Here is a 21,569-nt window from a genome sequence, read left to right on the forward strand (position 1 = left end):
CTCAATGCTCCCGGCTGGCGAAGTCGATACGCGGATCGACCAGGGTGTAGGTGAGGTCACCGATCAGCTTCACCACCAGCCCGAGCAGGGTGAAGATAAACAGCGTGCCGAACACCACCGGGTAGTCGCGGTTGATCGCGGCTTCAAAGCTCATCAGGCCGAGGCCGTCGAGGGAGAAGATCACTTCCACCAGCAGCGAGCCGGTGAAGAAGATCCCGATGAACGCCGAGGGGAAACCGGCGATCACCAGCAGCATGGCGTTGCGGAACACATGGCCGTAGAGCACGCGGTGGTTGGTCAGGCCCTTGGCCTTGGCGGTGACCACGTACTGTTTGTTGATCTCGTCGAGAAAGCTGTTTTTGGTCAGCAGGGTCATGGTCGCGAAGTTGCCGATCACCAGCGCGGTGATGGGCAAGGCCAGGTGCCAGAAGTAGTCGAGGATCTTGCCGCCCCAGCTCAGCTCATCGAAATTGTTGGAGGTCAGCCCGCGCAAGGGGAACCAGTCGAAGTAACTGCCGCCGGCAAACACCACGATCAGCAGGATCGCGAACAGGAACGCCGGGATCGCGTAGCCGACGATGATCGCCGAGCTGGTCCATACGTCGAAGTGGCTGCCGTGTCGCGTGGCCTTGGCGATCCCCAGCGGGATCGAGACCAGGTACATGATCAGCGTGCTCCACAGCCCGAGGGAGATCGACACCGGCATCTTTTCCTTGATCAGGTCGATGACCTTGGCGTCGCGAAAGAAGCTGTCGCCGAAATCCAGCCGGGCGTAGTTCTTGACCATGATCCACAAGCGTTCCGGTGCCGACTTGTCGAAACCGTACATGGTTTCGATTTCCTTGATCAGCGCCGGGTCCAGGCCTTGGGCGCCACGGTAGCTGGAGCCGGCCACTGCGACTTCGGCGCCGCCGCCGGCAATGCGGCTGGTGGCGCCTTCGAAGCCTTCGAGCTTGGCGATCATCTGCTCCACCGGGCCACCCGGGGCGGCCTGGATGATGACGAAGTTGATCAGCAGAATCCCGAACAACGTGGGGATGATCAGCAACAGGCGGCGAATGATATAGGCCAGCATTTAATCGCCTCCGCTCGCCGGGTCGGCGCTCGTGTCCAGGGTGGTGGCAGGTTTGACGTCGGGTTTGGCCCACCAGGTGGCGGTGCCGACGTCATAACGCGGTGGCACTTTGGGATGACCGAGATGGTCCCAGTACGCCACGCGGAAGGTCTTGATGTGCCAGTTGGGGATCACGTAGTAGCCAAATTGCAACACGCGATCCAGGGCCTTGGCATGGGCGATCAGGCTTTTGCGCGAGTCGGCGTCGATCAGTTCTTCGACCAATTGGTCGACGGCCGGGTCCTTGAGGCCCATGTAGTTGCGGCTGCCGGGCTTGTCGGCGCTGGAGGATTTCCAGAATTCGCGTTGTTCGTTACCCGGCGAGGTGGACTGCGGGAAGCTGCCCACCAGCATGTCGAAATCCCGCGAGCGCAGGCGATTGACGAATTGCGAGACGTCGACCCGGCGAATCACCAGGTCGATGCCCAGGTCTGCCAGGTTGCGCTTGAAGGGCAGCAGGATGCGTTCGAACTCGGTCTGCGCCAGCAAAAATTCAATGCTCACCGGTTTGCCGGTGGCGTCGACCATCTTGTCGTCGACGATGCGCCAGCCGGCTTCCTGCAACAGTTGGTAGGCCTCGCGCTGCTGGGTGCGGATCATGCCGCTGCCGTCGGTCTTGGACGGTTCGAAGGCCTGGGTGAAGACTTCGGCGGGGATCTTGTCGCGCAGCGGTTCGAGGATCGCCAGTTCGTCCGGGCCGGGCAGGCCGGTGGCGGCCATCTCCGAGTTCTCGAAGTAGCTGCGGGTGCGGGTGTAGGCGCCGTTGAACAGCTGCTTGTTGCTCCATTCAAAATCCAGCAACAGGCTGATGGCCTTGCGCACGCGCACATCCTGGAACATCGGCTTGCGTGTGTTGAACACGAAACCCTGCATGCCGGTGGGGTTGCCGTTGGGGATCTCTTCCTTGACCAGGCGCCCCTCGGCCACCGCCGGAATGTTGTAGGCGTTGGCCCAGTTCTTTGCGCTGAATTCCAGCCAGTAGTCGAACTGCCCGGCCTTCAACGCTTCCAGGGCTACCGTGCTGTCACGGTAATAGTCGGTGATGCGCTGATCGAAGTTGTAGAAACCTTGGGTGACCGGCAGGTCCTTGGCCCAGTAGTCCTTGACCCGCTCGTAGCGGATCATGCGCCCGGCCTTGACCTCGGCGACCTTGTACGGCCCGCTGCCCAGCGGGATTTCCAGGTTGCCCTTGGTGAAGTCGCGGGTGGCCCACCAATGCTTGGGCAATACCGGCAGTTGCCCGAGGATCAGCGGCAATTCGCGGTTGTTGGTGCGCTTGAACTTGAACAGCACCCGCAGCGGGTCTTCGGCGACCACTTCGTCGACGTCGGCGTAGTAAGTGCGGTAGAGCGGCGAGCCTTCCTTCATCAGCATCTGGAAGGTGAACACCACGTCTTCGGCGTGGATCGGGTGGCCATCGTGGAAGCGTGCTTCGGGGCGCAGGTAGAAGCGCACCCAGCTGTTGTCCGGGGCTTTTTCGATCTTGCCGGCCACCAGGCCGTATTCGGTGATGGGTTCGTCCAGGCTTTGCATGGCCAGGGTGTCGTAGATCAGGCTGATATTGTCCGCCGGCACGCCCTTGCTGATGTAGGGGTTGAGGCTGTCGAAACCGCCCATGCTCGACTCGCGAAAGGTGCCGCCCTTGGGGGCATCGGGGTTGACGTAGTCGAAGTGCTTGAAGGTGGCGGGGTACTTGGGTGGCTCGTCGTAGAGGGTCAGCGCATGTTGCGGGGCGGCGTTGGCCGCCGTGCAGAGCAACAGACTGCCGAGCAGTGCTGTACGCAAAGACATCATTGGGCTTTCTCCGAAGCTTTCAGCCACCACGCGCTCAGGCCCAGGCTGTAGGGCGGCGTGGTGACAAAGGCGAACCGGTTGCGGTAGGCCAGGCGATGATAGTTGAGGTACCAGTTGGGAATGCTGTAATGCTGCCACAGCAGGACCCGGTCCAGGGCCCGGCCGGCGGCCAGTTGTTCGTCGCGGGTGTGTGCCGCCAGCAGTTGTTCGAGCAGGCGGTCGACCACCGGGTTGGCGATGCCGGCGTAGTTCTTGCTGCCCTTGATCGCCGCCTGGCTGGAGTGGAAGTACTGCCACTGCTCAAGGCCGGGGCTGAGGGTCTGGTTGAGGGTCATCAGGATCATGTCGAAGTCGAACTGATCAAGGCGTTGTTTGTACTGCGCCCGGTCGACCGTGCGCAGGCGCGCGTCGATACCGACACTGTTCAGGTTTTCCACGTAGGGCTGCAGGATGCGCTCCAGGTTCGGGTTGACCAGCAGGATCTCGAAGCGCAGCGGTTGCCCGTCCTTGTTGAGCAGGCGCTGCCCGGACAGCTTCCAGCCGCCTTCGCCGAGCAGGGCCAGGGCACGGCGCAAGGTCTCGCGAGGGATGCCGTGCCCGTCGGTCTGGGGCAGGCTGAACGGTCGGGTATAGAGATTGGCCGGCAGTTGGTCGCGGTAGGGCGAGAGCATCAACCATTCATGGCCGACCGGGACGCCGGTCGCCGAAAATTCGCTGTTGGGGTAATAGCTCAAGGTGCGTTTATAGGCGTTGCTGAACAGGGTGCGGTTGGTCCATTCAAAGTCGAACATCAGCCCCAGGGCTTCACGCACCTTGGCCTGGCTGAAGGTCGGGCGCCGCGTGTTCATGAACAGGCCCTGGCTTTGGGTCGGGATCTGGTGGGCGATCTGCGCCTTGATCACGTCGCCGCGGCTGACCGCCGGGAAGTCATAACCATTCGCCCAGTTTTTGGCCTGATGCTCGATATAGATATCGAACTCGCCGGCCTTGAAGGCTTCGAAGGCGACGTCGCTGTCGCGGTAGAACTCCACTTCGACCTTGTCGTAGTTATAGAAACCCTGGTTGACCGGCAGGTCCTTGCCCCAATAGTCCTTGACCCGCTCGAACACCAGTTGCCGGCCTGGGGTGACCTTGCTGAGGCGATAGGGCCCGCTGCCCAGCGGTGGTTCGAAGGTGGTGGCCTTGAAGTCGCGGTTTTTCCAGTAATGCTGGGGCAGTACCGGCAGTTCGCCCAGGCGCAGGATCAGCAACGGGTTGCCGGCGCGCTTGAACACAAAACGGATACGGTGGCGGTTGAGGATGTCGACCCGCGCGACTTCCTGCAGGTTGGTGCGGTACTGCGGATGACCTTCGGTCAGCAGGGTGCGATAGGAAAACGCCACGTCATACGCGGTGATCGGCTTGCCATCATGAAAGCGCGCTTCCGGGCGCAGGTTGAACACCACCCAGCTGCGGTCCTCGCTGTACTCCACCGATTGGGCAATCAGCCCGTAGCTGGAGGTCGGCTCATCGCCGGACGGCGCGTACTGGCCGGTGCCGACCATCAACGGTTCGTTCAGCTCATTGACGCCGTATTGCAGGAAGTTCGGTGTGGAAACCGGGCTCGAACCCTTGAAGGTATAAGGGTTGAGGGTGTCGAACGTGCCAAACGCCATGACCCGCAACGTCCCGCCTTTCGGCGCTGCAGGGTTTACCCAATCGAAGTGGGTGAATTTGGTCGGGTACTTGAGCGTGCCGAACTGCGCATAACCGTGGCTTTCGGTAATCGTCGCGTGCGCAGCAAAGCTCAAGGCCAGACTTATTAGTAGAAGGAGGGGACGCGTCAAGTCAGAGATCCGATCCAGGCAGCTTGGGCTTTATGATCGGTACAGTAACAGCTTGTTCCCGTTGGAAAAAGGCTGTTGGGAAGGGTGGCAGGAGGCTGGCGAGGTATTGAGCGGCGTAGAGATCAAATGTGGGAGCTGGCTTGCCTGCGATGGCATCACCCTGATGTAACTGATACACCTCGGTGTCTGCATCGCAGGCAAGCCAGCTCCCACAGGAGCGCGCTTGCCTGCGGTTTATCTTGGCCCGGAAACCACCAGCATCTGCCCAGGCTTGAGCGCCATGCCAGTGCGTGGGTTCCAGCGCTTGAGATGTTGCATCTCGACGTTGAAACGCTTGGCGACGATATACAGCGAGTCGCCTTTCTTGACCTTGTACTGCACCGGCTTCTTGCTGTCGGCCTTGGCCACCAGCTTGCGCGTGTCCTGCATCACCAGGGTCTGGCCGACCTTGAGTGCCTGGCCGTTGAGCTTGTTCCAGCGCTGCAGGTCATGCACGTCGACCTTGTTGGCCTTGGCGATCAGCGTCAGGTTGTCGCCGTTGCGCACTTTGTAGCTACGGCTGCGACCGGCCACGGATTTGCTCTCGACTTCGTCGAAAACCGGCTTTTTAGGGCGTAATGCCAGCAATTCTTCAGGCTTCATCGCCGAAAGGCTGCTGGTCAGCAGTTGTGCCTTGGAGCTGGGCACCAGCAAATGCTGGGGACCGTCCAGGGTGGTGCGTTGTTTCAGCGCCGGGTTGAGCTGGAACAGTTCGTCTTCGTCGATCTCGGCCAGCGCGGCGACCCGTGACAGGTCCATGCTTTGCTTGACTTCAACCATTTTGAAGTACGGCGTGTTGGCAATCGGGTTCAGGTTGATGCCGTAGGCCTCGGGGGCCAGCACCACCTGGGACAGCGCCAGGAACTTGGGCACGTAGTCCTTGGTTTCCTGGGGCAGGGGCAGGTTCCAGTAGTCGGTCGGCAGGCCGAGCTTCTCGTTGCGTTCGATCGCCCGGCTTACCGTGCCTTCGCCGGCGTTATACGCGGCCAGGGCCAGCAGCCAGTCGCCGTTGAACATGTCATGCAGACGTGTCAGATAGTCCAGGGCGGCGGTGGTGGACGCGGTGATATCGCGACGACCGTCGTAGGCGCGGGTCTGGCGCAGGTTGAAGTAACGCCCGGTGGAGGGAATGAACTGCCACAAGCCGACGGCATCGCTGCGCGAATAGGCCATTGGGTTGTAGGCACTTTCAATCACTGGCAGCAGCGCCAGCTCCAGGGGCATGTTGCGTTCTTCAAGGCGTTCGACGATGTAATGAATGTAGAGGCTGCCGCGTTCGCCGGCGTTCTCCAGGAAGGACGGGTTGCTGGCGAACCACAGGCGTTGTTGCTCGATACGCGGGTTGACGCCGAGACCGTCTTGCAATTGAAAGCCCCGACGCATGCGTTCCCAGACATCCTGGGGCGCTTCGGGGCTCGGCTTCTCTGAGAGCCAAATAGGTTTTTGCTTGATCTTGGCAGCAAGATTCGGTTTGGGTTGCACGGTGGATTGTGCAGCGAAATTTGTTGATTGGCAGCCCGCCAGAGTTGCGGAGACAGCCACCGCCACGGCTTGAGCCAGGCGGGTCAATGCGTCTGAATGATTGGATTTACGAGTAGATGACGACATTGGCTGGAAGTAAGTTCCGGGCAAAAATGTCGGGCGATTCTAGAAAGCGCTTTGGTTCCGGTCAACCATTCAGAAATTACGTATCAGATTGCGTCACGTTAGAACTTATCTTTCCAAGCCCTCAAGCTAGCAAATACCTCGTCCCCAGAGCGGTTGTCGCGGCCGTTCCGTTCGTCCGCTTTTTGTTTAACGGATGTTTCAGCGGTACGCAGGAACGGGTTGGTGCGTTTTTCCAGGGCCAGGTTGGACGGCAGCGTGATCTCGCCACGGGCGCGCAGTCGGTTGACGTTTTCCACCCGTTCGGCGATATCGGCGTTGTCCGGTTCCACTGCCTGGGCAAACCTGAGATTGCTCTGTGTATATTCATGGGTGCAGTACACCCGCGTGTCGGCGGGCAGGGCGGCCAGGCGTTGCAGCGAGGCATGCATTTGTGCCGGCGTGCCTTCGAACAGGCGGCCGCAACCGCCGGCGAAGAGCGTGTCGCCGCAGAACAGCACGCCTGGGTGGTAAAAGGCGATATGGCCGAGGGTGTGGCCGGGTACGGCGTACACCGCGAAGTCCCAGCCGAGCACGCTGATGCGCTGGTTGTCCTGCAGGGCAACGTCCCGCGCCGGGATCGTTTCGTGGGCCGGACCGTAGACCGTGGCGCCGCTCACGCGTTTCAGCGCTTCGACGCCGCCCACATGATCATGGTGATGGTGGGTGACGAGGATGTCGCTGAGCGTCCACCCCGGGTTCTGCTTGAGCCAGGCCAGCACGGGGGCGGCATCGCCGGGGTCGACCACGGCGCAGCGGCGGGACTGGGGTTCCTGTAACAACCAGATGTAGTTATCGGTGAAGGCGGGCAGGGCACTGATCTGTATCATTCTTCGATTCGCCAAGCTGAACACATTGGTGCATCTTAGAACGTCTAGGCGAGTTGGAGAATGCAATGACTGATAAAGCGTTCGCCCAGGCCGATCCTGAATGGCTGGCCCTGATCAGCGCGGCCCGTGACTGGCTGTCCGGGCCGATCGGGCAATTTTTGCTGGATGAAGAACGGCGCATGCTCGAAGACGAGCTGGGCCGGTTCTTTGGCGGTTACCTGGTGCATTACGGCCCGTCGGCCCAGACGCCGCCGTCCGCGCCGCAGGTGCAACGCAATGTGCGCCTGGGCGCGCCGTTGCCGGGGGTGGAGATCGTCTGCGAAGAGCAGGCCTGGCCGTTGAGCGAGCACGCCGCCGATGTGGTGGTGCTGCAGCATGGCCTGGATTTCTGCCTGTCACCCCATGGTTTGTTGCGCGAAGCCGCCAGCAGCGTGCGTCCAGGTGGCCATTTGCTGATTGTCGGTATCAACCCCTGGAGCAGCTGGGGCCTGCGCCATGTGTTCGCCCATGACGGCCTGCGCCAGGCCCGTTGCATTTCGCCGTCGCGGGTGGGGGACTGGCTGAACCTGCTGGGCTTCGCGCTGGAGAAACGCCGCTTCGGGTGCTATCGTCCGCCGCTGGCGTCGACCAAGTGGCAGGCCCGTCTGGCCGGCTGGGAGCGTCGGGCGGGGGCTTGGCAACTGTCGGGTGGCGGCTTCTATTTACTGGTCGCACGCAAGATCGTGGTCGGGCTGCGGCCGGTGCGTCAGGTGCTACGCCAACCCATGGGCAAGCTGGTGCCGATGCCGATGGCCAAGGTCAACCGCAAGCAAAGCCAACCGTAGAACCCTCTTTTTGATTTCAGGCCGGATCAGTCGGCCTCGGGATACTGCCGGCCTAAGCCCGGCAACCCGTTTTGATGGATGTAACCGATGACCGATAGCGTTGAACTCTTCACCGATGGCGCCTGTAAAGGCAACCCTGGCCCCGGCGGCTGGGGCGCCTTGCTGGTGTGCAAGGGCGTGGAGAAGGAACTGTGGGGCGGCGAAGCCAACACCACCAACAACCGCATGGAGCTGATGGGCGCCATTCGCGGCCTCGAAGAGCTCAAGCGGCGTTGCGACGTGCTGCTGGTGACCGACTCGCAATATGTGATGAAGGGCATCAACGAGTGGATGGTCAACTGGAAGAAACGCGGCTGGAAGACGGCGGCCAAAGAGCCGGTCAAGAACGCCGACCTGTGGCAACTGCTTGATGAGCAATGCAACCGCCATAACATCACCTGGAAATGGGTGCGCGGGCACATCGGCCACCATGGCAACGAGCGTGCCGACCAGTTGGCCAACCGTGGCGTCGACGAAGTGCGGGGCTACAAGCAGGGCTGATGCCGGCTGACGTGTTAAGATTGCGCCCCTTGAAATACACCACACCGTTGAGAGCTGAACCCTGATGGCCATCCGATCTGTTGTACTCGATACCGAAACCACCGGCATGCCGGTGACCGATGGTCACCGGATCATTGAAATCGGCTGTGTCGAACTCATGGGCCGTCGCCTCACCGGTCGTCACTTCCACGTCTACCTGCAACCGGACCGCGAAAGTGACGAGGGCGCGATCGGCGTCCACGGTATCACCGACGAATTCCTCAAAGGCAAACCGCGCTTCGCGGAAGTCGCCGACGAGTTCTTCGAGTTCATCAACGGCGCGCAGTTGATCATCCATAACGCGGCGTTCGACGTCGGCTTCATCAATAACGAATTTGCCCTGATGGGGCAGACGGATCGCGCGGATATTTCCCGGCACTGCTCGATCCTCGACACCCTGATGATGGCCCGTGAGCGTCACCCGGGCCAGCGCAACAGCCTGGATGCCTTGTGCAAACGCTATGGCGTCGACAACTCCGGCCGTGAGCTGCACGGCGCGTTGCTCGACTCCGAGATCCTGGCCGACGTTTACCTGACCATGACCGGCGGGCAGACCAGCCTGTCCCTGGCCGGCAATGCCTCCGACGGTGCCGGTTCGGCGGAGGGTTCGGGCAATCGCCCTTCGGAAATCCGTCGCCTGCCGGCGGATCGCAAACCGACGCCGATCATCCGCGCCAGCGAGCAGGACCTGGCCGAGCATGCGGCGCGGCTTGAAGCGATTGCCAAGTCGGCGGGTGCGCCGGCGTTGTGGACCCAACTGACCCAGCAATAATCTGGCTGAGCGCAATCCAGCAATGTGGGAGGGAGCTTGCTCCCGATAGCGGTGGATCTGTTGCATCAATGTCGACTGGCCCGCCACTATCGGGAGCAAGCTCCCTCCCACATTGGTCAGTCGCTGCTTTCAAAATCTTCATTCGCTACATCCGCTCACAGCTTCTACCCTGAGTGCATCATCCTCAGGACTCAAAGCCCCCATGTACAAAGACCTGAAGTTCCCCATCCTTATCGTGCATCGCGACATCAAGGCCGACACCGTTGCCGGCGACCGGGTTCGGGGTATCGCTCAAGAGTTGGAACAAGAGGGCTTCAGTATCTTTTCTGCGGTGGACTATGCCGAAGGCCGGCTGGTGGCCTCGACCCACCATGGCCTGGCCTGCATGCTGATCGCCGCCGAAGGTGCTGGGGAAAACACCCATCTGCTGCAAAACATGGTCGAACTGATCCGCCTCGCGCGACTGAGGGCGCCCAACCTGCCGATTTTCGCCCTGGGTGAACAAGTCACCCTGGAAAACGCCCCGGCTGATGCGATGAGCGAACTCAACCAACTGCGCGGCATTCTTTACCTGTTCGAAGACACCGTGCCGTTTCTCGCCAGGCAAGTCGCCCGCGCCGCGCGCACGTACCTCGATGGCCTGCTGCCGCCCTTCTTCAAAGCCCTGGTACAACACACCGCCGACTCCAATTATTCCTGGCACACCCCCGGTCACGGTGGCGGCGTGGCCTATCGCAAAAGCCCGGTGGGGCAGGCGTTTCATCAGTTCTTCGGGGAAAACACGCTGCGCTCCGATCTGTCCGTGTCTGTGCCGGAGCTGGGCTCGCTGCTCGATCACACCGGGCCGCTGGCCGAAGCCGAAGCGCGTGCTGCGCGGAATTTCGGTGCCGATCACACCTTCTTTGTGATCAATGGCACCTCGACCGCCAACAAGATCGTCTGGCACTCGATGGTCGCTCGAGATGATCTGGTGCTGGTCGACCGCAATTGCCACAAATCGGTGTTGCACTCGATCATCATGACCGGCGCGATCCCGCTGTACTTGTGCCCGGAGCGCAACGAACTGGGCATTATCGGCCCGATTCCCCTCAGTGAATTCAGCCCCGCGTCGATCCGCGCCAAGATCGAGGCCAGCCCATTGACCCGCGGGCGGCCGGCGAAAGTGAAGCTGGCGGTGGTCACCAACTCCACCTACGACGGCCTGTGCTACAACGCCGAGCTGATCAAGCAGCAATTGGGCAACAGTGTCGAGGTGCTGCACTTCGACGAGGCCTGGTACGCCTACGCGGCGTTCCACGAGTTCTTTGCCGGGCGCTATGGCATGGGCACGTCGCGCACGCCGGACAGCCCGCTGGTGTTCACCACGCATTCCACGCACAAGTTGCTGGCGGCGTTCAGCCAGGCCTCGATGATCCATGTGCAGGACGGCGGCGCGCGGCAGTTGGACCGCGATCGGTTCAACGAAGCGTTCATGATGCATATCTCCACCTCGCCGCAATACAGCATCATCGCCTCGCTGGACGTGGCGTCGGCGATGATGGAAGGCCCGGCGGGGCGCTCGCTGCTGCAGGAAATGTTCGACGAAGCCTTGAGCTTCCGCCGTGCCCTGGCCAACCTGCGCCAGCACATCGCTGCCGAAGACTGGTGGTTTTCCATCTGGCAGCCGCCGTCCGTGGCCGGCATCGACCGGGTCGCCACGGCGGATTGGCTGTTGCAGCCCGAGGACGACTGGCATGGCTTTGGCGACGTGGCCGAAGATTACGTGCTGCTGGACCCCATCAAAGTCACGTTGGTGATGCCCGGGCTCACTGCTGGCGGCGCGTTGAGCGACTGCGGGATTCCCGCTGCGGTGGTCAGCAAATTCCTCTGGGAGCGTGGCCTGGTGGTGGAAAAAACCGGCCTGTATTCGTTCCTCGTGCTGTTTTCCATGGGCATCACCAAGGGCAAATGGAGTACCTTGCTCACCGAATTGCTGGAATTCAAACGCAACTACGACGCCAATGTCAGCCTTGCCAGTTGCCTGCCTTCGGTATTTGCCCAGGGCCCAGTGCGTTATCAAGGCCTGGGGCTGCGCGACCTGTGCGACCAATTACATAGCTGTTACCGTAGCAACGCCACCGCCAAACACCTCAAGCGGATGTACACCGTGTTACCCGAAATCGCGATGAAACCGGCCGACGCCTATGACCAATTGGTCAGGGGTGACGTCGAGGCGGTGTCCATCGATGCCTTGGCTGGGCGCATCGCCGCGGTGATGCTGGTGCCTTATCCGCCGGGCATTCCGTTGATCATGCCGGGTGAGCGCTTTACCGAGTCAACGCGTTCGATCATCGACTACCTGGCCTTTGCCCGCACGTTCGATAGCAGTTTCCCCGGCTTTGTCGCGGATGTTCATGGGTTGCAACACGAAGACGACGGCAGTGGTCGTTGTTACACCGTCGATTGCATCAAGGGATAAGGATGTTTATGCAAGCTGTAATGAACCCGAAGTATCCAGGGCTCAGTGTGCGGGTCGCCGACGAAGGCTTCGACGCCTACGTGTGGGGCAATGATTTCAGTTTTGAGGTCAGCGCCTATGGCGTGCCGGAGCTGGGCAAGCGGGTCGAACAGTGGCTCGTGGAGCGCATCCTGCCGTACCGCAAGTGTTACGGCATCGACCCGGAGGAGTTCGCCAGCTTTCGCGACGCGCCCGACAGCGCGATCTTCATGGCCTTTCTGGACGACAGACCGGTCGGGCATGTCGTGGTCAGTACCAATTGGAATGGCTTCGCGCACGTCGATGAGCTGGCCGTGGCGTTGCCCGCGCGCCGTCACGGCGTGGCCAAGGCGCTGCTGGACGTGGCGCAGTTCTGGAGTCGCAAGAAAAACCTGCCGGGCATGATGTTGGAGACCCAGAACAACAACCTCGGCGCCTGCCGCCTGTATGAGCGTTGTGGGTACGTGGTGGGCGGGATCGACCACCTGCGCTATCGCGGGATCGACCCGCAAACCCGTGAGGTGGCGATTTTCTGGTATCGCTTGTTCAAGGCGGAAGTCGAAGCGGTCTGACGCGTTCAGCTCGCGAGCAGGCCTTCGGCTTTCTGCGTGACAATCTCCAGCAGTGCATTCAGTGCCGGTGAGGTCACGCCCTCCCGGAGGGTCAGCGCATACAGGCTGACCATGATCGGCGGCGATACCGGGCACGCGTCCAGCCCGGCCTCCCGGGCGCCGAACGCGGTGAACGGATCGACGATCGCCAGGCCTTCACCGGCCTCCACCATGCTGCGCATCATCTGGTAAGTCTGCACCCGCGTCTGCACCACCGGCAGCGGGCGCAGGGCTTGCAGTTTGGCGTCGAGCAGGCGACTGAGCGGGTCCTGGCCCTCCAGCCCGATCATCGACTGCCCGGCCAGGTCCTGCAGGGCGATGTACTTCTGCTTGGGTTTGAGCCAGCCATGGGGCGCGAGCAGTTGCAGTTTGCCCTGGGCCAATACGCTGCTTTGGATTTGCGGATGTTCCGGGTCATGCAGGCTCAGGCCCACGTCGGCCTCGTGCAGCAACAGGCTCCTGACAATCTCGCGGGTCGGCTGGCTCGACAGGTTGCACGGCGTGTCCTGGAAGCGTCGGCGCAGCACGGCGATGCTTTGCGGCAGCAGTTGATTGGCCAGGGGCGGCGTACACAGGGCACGCAGGGTTGGCGCGTGATGGTGCTTCAGGCGGCTGGCCAAGCGTTGTACCGGCTCCAGCGCTTCATACACATGGGCGATTTGCGCCTGTAACTCCAGGGTTTCCCGTGTTGGCTGCAGGCGTCCACGCACGCTGGCGAACAACATAAAGCCCAATTGCTGCTCGGCGTCCTTGAGCGTCGCGTCCACATCGCCCACAGAAAGCTGCAACCATTCGGCGGCCGTGCCGAGGTGTCCGGTCTGCAAGATGGCCTGAATCACTTCGATATGACGTAAACGCATGGCCGGAGTCTAGGGTCAGCAGGGCCGGGATTCAATGGCCTGGAAAAAAACAGCGGGAGCGTTGATTCGCATCGACTTACGTTAGCCTTGCGCAACTGCAACAAGCAGGGCATATAACGAGCGTATCAACCGAGCGACAAGGGGGCTCAGAATGTCTGCACCAGTCATAGTCGGCAACCGGCGCACCCACGGCGGCTTTACGCGGTGGGCGGTGCTGGTGGTGCTCGTCGTCATCGGCGTGTTGGCCCTGGCATTGTGGCCGCGGCTGTTTGGCGAGATGACCCTGACGGAAATCGCTATGGCCAAGGCCCAGGTCGCCGAGCTGGGCAAGGCCGTCGAGCACTTCCATCAAGACACTGGCCGCTATCCGACCGATGAGGAAGGCCTGGAGGGGTTGATCAAGCCGCCCGCCGCCGACGCGAATTGGAAAGGCCCCTATGTCAACGAGGAGCTGCTGACCGATCCGTGGGGTGTTGCCTATCAGTATCACTTTCCGCCGAGCCAACCTCAGGTTCCGTTCGACCTGTTCTCCTTCGGCAAGGATCGGACGTTGGGCGGTGTCGGGGATAACAAGGATATTACCTACGGCGACAACTGATTCATCTGGCATTACCCATCGACCTGTTTAGAATGGTTGGTCTGATCATCAACGACCAATGCCGGTTACCCGGTACTTACAACAAAAACAGGTCTGGTCTCAAATGCCGATGCCCGCGAACTTCTTCGGGGTAACGGCCAGGCAACTGCTGGTCCTGGTGACCGTGGGAGGCGTGGCCGCTTATCTCTTGAGCAATCCCGACGACACTACGTCCGAAAACCTCGCACTCGATGCGTTCATCCGTTCCCAGGAACAGGTGGGCGCGCAGGTGGGTGCGGTGTTGGGCATCACGCTGGTCAGGCAGGTGGTGGCGTATCCCGCGTATGGTACGCCGGGCTACAAGCGCTTGATGTATGACGTCGAGGGCGAGAAGGGGCGACTGATGGTCACGCTCAAACAGGTTGAGGGAGACCCGGGGATTGAAGTGACGGAGGTTCGCCGCCCGTGATCGCCCGGCCCAGTCAATGCCGTCAATGGCCAGGACTGAGCAGGTACGCTCGGGGGCTCAAGCTTATTGCGCGCGGACGGTTTCCGATTCGCGGACGATAATGGTCCCGGACTGAATCAATTTGAATTCATCGCCTTCCAGTTTTTCTACACGGTCGCCAATGGCCAGCTTGTAGGTTGTGGTGGGCGCCGAGCCAGCCAGGCCGTCTAGCGGCGGGGTGGATTCCTGGAACTCATGCACCGAATACACGCGTCCTTCTGCGTCTCTGGCATGGAACTGTCCGACAAGTACTGCTGCCATCTGTTTAGAACCTCTGGAGATAAACACTCGATTTGCGGTTCTGTAGACCGTCATGGAGCGGGGTAGTTTACCTATGGAAAAAAAATACTATTCGTTGATGTTTTCAGACGCTTCCTACGCGGGTGGTCGCGAGGCAGACGCCGGGGGAATTATCAAAACCTTCTGGTGAACGCGTCGCGAAGGCTCTATAACTACAAGCTCCTTTAGTCAGACGTCGGGAAACCTCAATGAGCAAGGTCTACACGATTGCCGTCCTGGTGGGCAGCTTGAGAAAAGAGTCGATCAACCGCAAGGTCGCCCTGGCATTGGCCGAACTGGCCCCCGCCAACCTCACATTGAACATTGTCGAAATTGGCGATTTGCCGCTCTACAACGAGGACATCGACGGGGCATCACCGCCCGCAGCCTACAGTACTTTCCGTCAACAAGTGCGTTCATCCGACGCAGTGCTGTTCGTGACCCCCGAATACAACCGCTCCGTGCCCGCCCCGCTGAAGAATGCCATCGATGTGGGCTCGCGCCCTTACGGGCAAAGCGCCTGGAGCGGCAAGCCGGGGGCGATTATCAGTGTGTCGCCGGGGGCTGTCGGCGGCTTTGGCGCCAACCACCATCTGCGCCAGTCCCTGGTGTTCCTCGACGTGCCGTGCATGCAGCAGCCGGAAGCCTACCTGGGCGGCGCGGGCAGTGTGTTCGACGAGGCGGGCAAGCTGTCGGAGAAAACCAAGCCGTTCCTGCAGGCGTTTATCGATGCCTACGGCAAGTGGGTAGAAAAACAGCACGGCTGATCGCCGATGTGGAAACGGGCTGGCTCGCGATGGCGATGTATCAGTTGAAGATGCATGCACTGAAGCCGCGCAATCGCGAGCAAGCCCGTCAGTCTGTGTTCACATCAGCGTAACCAGTTGGTGCGCGCCAGCTCGATCACTTCATCCCCGCGCCCGCTCATCACTGCCTTGAGCATGTACAGGCTGAAACCCTTGGCCTGTTCCAGCTTGATACTGGGTGGCATCACCAGCTCCTGGGTCGCCGTCACCACGTCCACCAGCACCGGGCCGTCATGGGCCAGGGCGCGGCGCAGGGCCGGTTCGAGGTCTTCGGATTGCTCCACGCGAATGCCCAGGATGCCCATGGCGTTGGACATGGCGGCGAAGTCCGGGTTTTTCAGCTCGGTGCCGGCCTCAAGGTAGCCGGCGGCTTTCATTTCCATGGCGACAAAACCGAGTGATGCGTTATCGAACACGATGACCTTCACCGGCAGTTTCAACTGCGCCAACGAAATGAAATCCCCCATCAACATGGTAAAACCGCCGTCGCCGGACATTGAGATCACCTGTCGCCCGGGGAAAGCTGCCTGGGCACCGATGGCCTGGGGCATGGCGTTGGCCATCGAGCCGTGGTTGAACGAGCCGATCAGGCGCCGTTTGCCATTCATTTTCAGGTAGCGCGCCGCCCACACGGTGGGCGAGCCGACGTCGGCGGTGAAGATCGCATCGTCGTCGGCCAGTTCGCTGAGCAGGCGCGCCACGTATTGCGGGTGAATCGGCCGGTTGGCCTTCGACGCTTGCGCCAGCTCGTCGAGGCCCTGGCGGGCTTTCTCGTAGTGTTTCAAGGACGTTTCGAGGAAGCTGCGGTCGGCCTTGCGGGTCAGGCGCGGCAGCAGTGCATCGATGGTCTCGCTCACGTCAGCGGCGATGCCCAGGTCCAGGGTGGCACGTCGACCCAGCGCCTGGGGGTTGCGATCGATCTGGATGATCTTCGCGTCGGTGGGGTAGAACTGGCGGTACGGAAAGTCGGTGCCGAGCATGATCAGCGTGTCGCAATTGAGCATGGCGTGGTAACCGGAGCTGAAACCGATCAGGCCGGTCATGCCCACGTCGAACGGGTTGTCCCATTCCACGTGCTCTTTGCCGCGCAAGGCGTGTACCACTGGCGCGCCCAAGGCATCGGCCAGGGCCACCACTTGGGCATGGGCGCCGGCGCAACCGCTGCCGCACAGCAAGGTGACTTTCTGGCTGCTGTCGAGGATTTCGCTGAGGCGTTGCAGGTCCTGTTCCGCCGGCAGGGTGCGCGGCGCATGCAGGGCCGGCCAGGGTTTGAGCGTGTCTTCCACTTCCAGCAGCGACACATCCCCGGGGATCACCACCACCGCCACGCCGCGATTGAGGATTGCTGCGCGCATGGCGCGATGCAGCACTTGGGGCATCTGCTCGGGGTTGGTCACCAGTTCGATGAAGTGGCTGCACTCTTTGAACAGTTCCTGGGGATGGGTTTCCTGGAAGTAGTTCAAACCGATTTCGGAAGACGGGATTTGTGCGGCGATGGCCAACACCGGTACATGGTTGCGATGGCAGTCGAACAGGCCGTTGATCAAATGCAGATTCCCCGGCCCGCAACTGCCGGCGCACACCGCCAACTCGCCGGTGGCGGCGGCTTCGGCACCGGCGGCGAACGCGGCGACCTCTTCGTGGCGCACATGCATCCACTCGATGCTGTCCATGGTGCGCAGTGCGTCGGTGAGGCCATTGAGGCTGTCGCCGGTCAGGCCCCAGATGCGCTTGATGCCCGCCTGTTCAAGGGTGGTTGCCAATTGCTGGGCCAGGTTGATTTTCGCCATGAAGAACTCCAATCGTCAGTGAGGTTAAAAGTGGCTGATCAATAGAGGACAGTTCGATCACGGCGAATGCTCCGTGCTTAATGTGAAGATTGCGTCATGGTTGCGCGGTATTGGCGAGTGCGCCGGGCGATAAACCATTGATCGCGGACCAGTGCCATGCACGGCGCAACCTTGGGATTGGGGCGATGGCCGCGGCTCAGGCAACGCATCTGGTGACGCACCACGGCGAGGGCGGCGAGGGGCTTGCGCTGCCAACTGATCGATGTGAGTTGCGGGTTGGGGTCGCGACCTTCGCGCCAGTGTTTGATCAGTTGCGGTTCCAGGGTCAGGGCGGTGGCGATACCGGCCATGGCGATGCCGCTGTCGAGGACTTGCTGCACCACCGGCAAGCGGCGAATGCCACCGGTGACCATCACCGGCATGTTTGCGAGGGTCGCCAGCTCGCGGGCCATTTCCAGGAAATACGCTTCGCGGGCCAGGGTCCGCCCGTCCCGGGCTTCGCCCTGCATGGCCGGTGCTTCGTAGCTGCCGCCGGACAGCTCCAGCAGGTCGATGGGCAGGGCATTGAGCAGCTCAATCACGGCACGCGCATCGTCCGCGTCGAAGCCGCCGCGCTGGAAGTCTGCCGAGTTGAGTTTCACCCCCACGCAAAACGAGGGGCTGACACTGGCGCGAACGGCCTTGATCACTTCAATCAGCAAGCGTGCGCGGTTCGGCAGCGAGCCGCCCCAGTGATCGGTGCGCCGGTTGCTCAAGGGCGAGAGAAACTGGCTGAGCAAGTAGCCATGCGCTGCGTGGATCTGCACGCCTGTAAACCCGGCTTTCTCGGCCAGGCGCGCGCTGGTGGCAAAGCGCGTGATCACGTTCTGGATCTCGTCTTCGGACATAGCCCTGGGCTTGGCGAACATCTTCGAAAAAATACCCAGGTCGAGGGCCACGGCGGACGGCGCCAAGGCTTGCTGGCGCAGGTTGGCCGGCGTCTGGCGCCCCGGATGATTGAGCTGCACCCAGAAGTGCCCGCCGTTGTTGCGTCCGAGGGCGGCCCATTCGCGAAAGCTGTCCAGTGACCGCTCGTCCTCCAGCGCAACGCCGCCGGGGCCGGTCATGGCGCGGCGGTCGATCATCACGTTACCGGTCAGCAGCAAGCCGGGCTCGCCATCCGCCCAGGCCTGGTACAACTGCTTCAATTCACGGGACGGCGCTTGTTGGGCGTCGGCCATATTCTCCTCCATCGCAGCCTTGGCGATACGGTTGACAAGGACTTGGCCGTTGGGCAGTTGCAAGGGTTCGAAAGGTGACATGGTTGACTCCTGAGCGGGGGAGGCCTCAGGCTAAGCTTAAAGTTAACTTTAATGTCAAGCGGGCATGGCGATGAATATTGGTGAACTGGCGAAACAGAGCGGGCTGGCGGCGTCGCGTATTCGGTTTTATGAGGCCGAAGGGTTGATCAGCCAGGTGGGCAGGCAGGCCAACGGCTATCGGCGTTATGCCCCCGAGGCCCTGCAAACCCTGCAACTGATCCAGAGCGCGCAACAGGCCGGGTTTACCTTGCAGGAACTCAAGGCGCTGATGCCGACGCCGGGCGAGCACAAGCGCGAGGCGCTGATTGAGGCGTTGGAGCGTAAGGTGCAGCAGATCGAAGGGATGCAGGCGCAACTGGCGCACAGCAAGGCGCAGTTGCTGGGCGTGATCGCGGCGGTGCGCGCGCAGCCGGAGGGTGTGCCGTGTTCCATGGAGCAGAAGCAGGTGCTGGCGTCGATCAAACTCGATGTATAAAAAAGCCCTGGCATGCCAGGGCTTTTCGCGATGCTAACGCTTAACGGCGACGGAACAGCGGCAGCGGCTCGTCCGTTGCAGCCTGGTACGTCACGGAAAAGTCCTTGAGGCTTTCCAGCGCTTCATACGGGTCTTTGTCGGGGCGCAAGGCGAAGGCATCGAACCCGCAGCGGTGCAGGTAGAACAGTTGGTCGCGCAACACGTCGCCAATCGCGCGCAATTCGCCTTTGTAACCGTAGCGGTCACGCAGCAGGCGCGCATTGGAGTAGTTGCGCCCGTCGGTGAAGGCCGGGAAGTTCAGGGCGATGACCTGGAAGTGCGCCACGTCGTCACCGATCTCTTCGGCTTCTTCATCGGCGTCCAGCCACACGCCCAGGCCGCCGTCACGGGCCTTGAGCGCATGACCGTGCTCGCGCCACAGCGCCAGCGGCACGATCAGGTCGTCGCAGTTGGAGATGCCGTCGAAGGTCGCGTCCTTGGGCAGCAGGTGCCAGGTTTCGTCGACGACTTCGTTGTTCTTAATGATTCGCTGCATAGACGCGCTCCTTGAACAGGTCAATGCCGATGCGCTGGTAGGTGTCGATGAAACGCTCATCTTCGGTGCGCTGCTCGATGTACACATCGATCAGTTTGCCGATCACCTCGGGCATGGCTTCCTGGGCGAAGGATGGGCCGAGGATCTTGCCCAGGCTCGCATCGCGGCTGGCGCTGCCACCCAGGGACACTTGGTAGAATTCTTCGCCTTTCTTGTCCACGCCCAGGATGCCGATGTGGCCGACGTGGTGGTGACCACAGGCGTTCATGCAACCGGAAATGTTCAGGTCCAGCTCGCCGATGTCGAACAGGTAGTCCAGGTCGTCGAAACGGCGCTGGATCGATTCGGCAATCGGGATCGACTTGGCGTTGGCCAGGGAGCAGAAGTCGCCGCCCGGGCAGCAGATGATGTCGGTCAGCAGGCCGATGTTCGGCGTGGCGAAACCCCCTTCGCGCAGTTCGCCCCACAGGGTGAACAGTTGGCTCTGCTCAACGTCCGCGAGAATGATGTTCTGCTCGTGGGAGGTGCGCAGTTGACCGAAGCTGTAGCGCTCGGCCAGGTCGGCCACGGCGTCCAGCTGCTTGTCGGTGATATCGCCGGGGGCGACGCCGGTAGGCTTGAGCGACAGGGTCACGGCGACATAGCCCGGCTTTTTGTGCGCCAGGGTGTTGCGCACACGCCAGCGGGCGAAGCCTGGGTGCTGCTGGTCGAGCGCGGCGAGTTCGGCGTCCTGATTGCCCAGGGCTTTGTACTCGGGGTCGACGAAGTGTTTGGCCACGCGGTGGACTTCGGCGTCGGTCAGGGTGGTCTGGCCGCCGCGCAGGTGTTCCATCTCGGCGTCGACTTTCTGCGCGAACACCTCAGGGGTCAGCGCCTTGACCAGGATCTTGATCCGCGCCTTGTATTTGTTGTCGCGACGGCCATAGCGGTTGTAGACCCGCAGGATCGCGTCGAGGTAGCTCAGCAGGTCCTGCCACGGCAGGAACTCGTTGATAAACGCGCCGACCACCGGGGTACGCCCCAGGCCACCGCCTACCAGTACACGGAAGCCCAACTCGCCGGCGGCGTTGTGGACCGGCTCCAGGCCGATGTCGTGTACTTCGATCGCCGCACGGTCCGATGTCGAGCCATTGATGGCGATCTTGAACTTGCGCGGCAGGTAAGCGAATTCTGGGTGGAACGTGGTCCATTGGCGGACGATTTCACACCAGGGGCGCGGGTCGATCAGTTCGTCGGCGGCAACCCCGGCGAATTGGTCGGTGGTCACGTTGCGCAGGCAGTTACCGCTGGTCTGAATGGCGTGCATCTGCACGGTGGCCAGTTCAGCCAGGATGTCCGGCACGTCTTCCAGCGCCGGCCAGTTGAACTGCACGTTCTGGCGGGTACTGATGTGGGCGTAGCCCTTGTCGAAGTCGCGGGCAATCTTGGCCATCATGCGTGTCTGGCGCGAAGTCAGTTGGCCATAGGGCACGGCCACCCGCAGCATCGGCGCAAAGCGCTGAACATAAAGGCCATTTTGCAGGCGCAGAGGGCGGAACTCTTCTTCGCTCAGTTCACCTGCTAGGTAGCGTCGGGTCTGATCACGGAACTGCTTGACGCGGTCCTCGATGATGCGCTGATCGTATTCGTCGTATACGTACATATAGGTCCTGTTCTCGGCAAATCTGCGCGCACGGCCGCGCACTCCCAACGGAGCCGGGGCACGATACCAGTTTGCGTTTATGCGCAAAAGTGATGTTTGAGTATATGCAAAGAACCAAATCGACTAATGGGAACGATTGTCGGTATACACGCATTTGTCATGCGGGCAATCATCAACTTTACTGTGGGCGAGTCTGAATGCAATCACCTATAAAACCGACAAGAGGCGATGCGATGAGCCATCCGACAAAAGCCCGTAAACCCGACAGTACCGTGGATGCCTGGGCC

General features: G+C 61.4%; 20 protein-coding genes. 9 read left to right on the plus strand and 11 right to left on the minus strand.

The features are described from left to right. Position 1: 1 nt before the first annotated feature. The 5 genes from C5F70_RS07565 to gloB form a co-directional block, all read right to left on the minus strand. The gene (locus C5F70_RS07565; protein WP_017846625.1) at positions 2 to 1,075 is read right to left on the minus strand and encodes a microcin C ABC transporter permease YejB; all 1,074 of its coding nucleotides are present in this window, start codon (positions 1,073 to 1,075) and stop codon (positions 2 to 4) included. Beyond that, entirely contained in the window at positions 1,076 to 2,908 is a 1,833-nt protein-coding gene (locus tag C5F70_RS07570; RefSeq protein WP_102618075.1) for an extracellular solute-binding protein, read from the minus strand. It lies immediately after the preceding gene. Continuing rightward, positions 2,905 to 4,734, minus strand: coding sequence for an extracellular solute-binding protein (locus tag C5F70_RS07575; RefSeq protein ID WP_104903030.1), 1,830 nt, complete (start codon positions 4,732 to 4,734; stop codon positions 2,905 to 2,907). The genes C5F70_RS07570 and C5F70_RS07575 overlap by 4 nt, the downstream gene beginning before the upstream one ends. Positions 4,735 to 4,968: 234 nt before the next feature. Further along, complete coding sequence (locus tag C5F70_RS07580) at positions 4,969 to 6,381, minus strand: lytic transglycosylase domain-containing protein (RefSeq protein WP_026139979.1); 1,413 nt, start codon at positions 6,379 to 6,381, stop codon at positions 4,969 to 4,971. Between the two features lie 98 nt (positions 6,382 to 6,479). After that, the gene (gloB, locus tag C5F70_RS07585) at positions 6,480 to 7,247 is read right to left on the minus strand and encodes a hydroxyacylglutathione hydrolase (protein WP_017846621.1); all 768 of its coding nucleotides are present in this window, start codon (positions 7,245 to 7,247) and stop codon (positions 6,480 to 6,482) included. A gap of 65 nt (positions 7,248 to 7,312) precedes the next feature. Here gloB and C5F70_RS07590 point away from each other — a divergent pair, with 65 nt between their 5' ends. The 5 genes from C5F70_RS07590 (at position 7,313) to C5F70_RS07610 (ending at position 12,470) form a co-directional block, all read left to right on the plus strand. Next, positions 7,313 to 8,071: a class I SAM-dependent methyltransferase gene (locus C5F70_RS07590; RefSeq protein WP_017846620.1), complete on the plus strand. Its 759-nt coding sequence runs from the start codon at positions 7,313 to 7,315 to the stop codon at positions 8,069 to 8,071. 87 nt (positions 8,072 to 8,158) lie between these two features. Next, the gene (rnhA, locus tag C5F70_RS07595; RefSeq protein WP_017846619.1) at positions 8,159 to 8,611 is read left to right on the plus strand and encodes a ribonuclease HI; all 453 of its coding nucleotides are present in this window, start codon (positions 8,159 to 8,161) and stop codon (positions 8,609 to 8,611) included. A gap of 70 nt (positions 8,612 to 8,681) precedes the next feature. Then, positions 8,682 to 9,422, plus strand: coding sequence for a DNA polymerase III subunit epsilon (gene dnaQ / locus C5F70_RS07600; RefSeq protein ID WP_173677823.1), 741 nt, complete (start codon positions 8,682 to 8,684; stop codon positions 9,420 to 9,422). Positions 9,423 to 9,624: 202 nt separating this feature from the next. Further along, positions 9,625 to 11,880 (plus strand): Orn/Lys/Arg decarboxylase N-terminal domain-containing protein, encoded by a 2,256-nt coding sequence (locus C5F70_RS07605; RefSeq protein ID WP_017846617.1) that lies wholly within the window; start codon positions 9,625 to 9,627, stop codon positions 11,878 to 11,880. 20 nt (positions 11,881 to 11,900) lie between these two features. Beyond that, entirely contained in the window at positions 11,901 to 12,470 is a 570-nt protein-coding gene (locus C5F70_RS07610; protein ID WP_102618072.1) for a GNAT family N-acetyltransferase, read from the plus strand. Between the two features lie 5 nt (positions 12,471 to 12,475). Here C5F70_RS07610 and C5F70_RS07615 read toward each other — a convergent pair whose 3' ends face one another. Next, a complete protein-coding gene (locus C5F70_RS07615; RefSeq protein ID WP_017846615.1) occupies positions 12,476 to 13,369 on the minus strand; it encodes a LysR substrate-binding domain-containing protein in 894 nt (297 codons plus the stop codon). 151 nt (positions 13,370 to 13,520) lie between these two features. Between C5F70_RS07615 and gspG the strand changes: the two genes are divergently transcribed. Continuing rightward, positions 13,521 to 13,967: a type II secretion system major pseudopilin GspG gene (gene gspG, locus C5F70_RS07620; RefSeq protein ID WP_104903031.1), complete on the plus strand. Its 447-nt coding sequence runs from the start codon at positions 13,521 to 13,523 to the stop codon at positions 13,965 to 13,967. Between the two features lie 103 nt (positions 13,968 to 14,070). Further along, positions 14,071 to 14,415, plus strand: coding sequence for a hypothetical protein (locus C5F70_RS07625; protein WP_017846613.1), 345 nt, complete (start codon positions 14,071 to 14,073; stop codon positions 14,413 to 14,415). A 63-nt stretch (positions 14,416 to 14,478) separates the two neighbouring features. Here C5F70_RS07625 and C5F70_RS07630 read toward each other — a convergent pair whose 3' ends face one another. Beyond that, the gene (locus tag C5F70_RS07630) at positions 14,479 to 14,715 is read right to left on the minus strand and encodes a hypothetical protein (RefSeq protein WP_046383133.1); all 237 of its coding nucleotides are present in this window, start codon (positions 14,713 to 14,715) and stop codon (positions 14,479 to 14,481) included. A gap of 227 nt (positions 14,716 to 14,942) precedes the next feature. On the opposite strand from C5F70_RS07630, the gene C5F70_RS07635 reads away from it, so the two are divergent. Then, positions 14,943 to 15,500, plus strand: coding sequence for an NADPH-dependent FMN reductase (locus C5F70_RS07635; RefSeq protein WP_017846611.1), 558 nt, complete (start codon positions 14,943 to 14,945; stop codon positions 15,498 to 15,500). 104 nt (positions 15,501 to 15,604) lie between these two features. Here C5F70_RS07635 and poxB read toward each other — a convergent pair whose 3' ends face one another. Both poxB and C5F70_RS07645 read right to left on the minus strand, forming a co-directional pair. After that, the gene (gene poxB / locus C5F70_RS07640) at positions 15,605 to 17,329 is read right to left on the minus strand and encodes a ubiquinone-dependent pyruvate dehydrogenase (RefSeq protein ID WP_104903032.1); all 1,725 of its coding nucleotides are present in this window, start codon (positions 17,327 to 17,329) and stop codon (positions 15,605 to 15,607) included. A 77-nt stretch (positions 17,330 to 17,406) separates the two neighbouring features. Then, the gene (locus C5F70_RS07645) at positions 17,407 to 18,630 is read right to left on the minus strand and encodes an NADH:flavin oxidoreductase/NADH oxidase family protein (RefSeq protein ID WP_104903033.1); all 1,224 of its coding nucleotides are present in this window, start codon (positions 18,628 to 18,630) and stop codon (positions 17,407 to 17,409) included. A gap of 70 nt (positions 18,631 to 18,700) precedes the next feature. On the opposite strand from C5F70_RS07645, the gene C5F70_RS07650 reads away from it, so the two are divergent. Beyond that, positions 18,701 to 19,105, plus strand: a complete 405-nt coding sequence (locus C5F70_RS07650; RefSeq protein ID WP_104904541.1) for a MerR family transcriptional regulator — start codon at positions 18,701 to 18,703, stop codon at positions 19,103 to 19,105. A 40-nt stretch (positions 19,106 to 19,145) separates the two neighbouring features. On the opposite strand, the gene C5F70_RS07655 is transcribed toward C5F70_RS07650, so the two are convergent. Continuing rightward, complete coding sequence (locus C5F70_RS07655) at positions 19,146 to 19,640, minus strand: DUF934 domain-containing protein (protein ID WP_017846607.1); 495 nt, start codon at positions 19,638 to 19,640, stop codon at positions 19,146 to 19,148. Next, positions 19,624 to 21,282, minus strand: coding sequence for a nitrite/sulfite reductase (locus C5F70_RS07660; RefSeq protein WP_017846606.1), 1,659 nt, complete (start codon positions 21,280 to 21,282; stop codon positions 19,624 to 19,626). Before C5F70_RS07660 ends, C5F70_RS07655 begins: the two co-directional genes overlap by 17 nt. Positions 21,283 to 21,569 lie beyond the last annotated feature (287 nt).

The organism is Pseudomonas sp. LH1G9 (assembly GCF_002949975.1).
In the GTDB taxonomy this organism is placed as follows: Bacteria; Pseudomonadota; Gammaproteobacteria; order Pseudomonadales; family Pseudomonadaceae; genus Aquipseudomonas; species Aquipseudomonas veronii.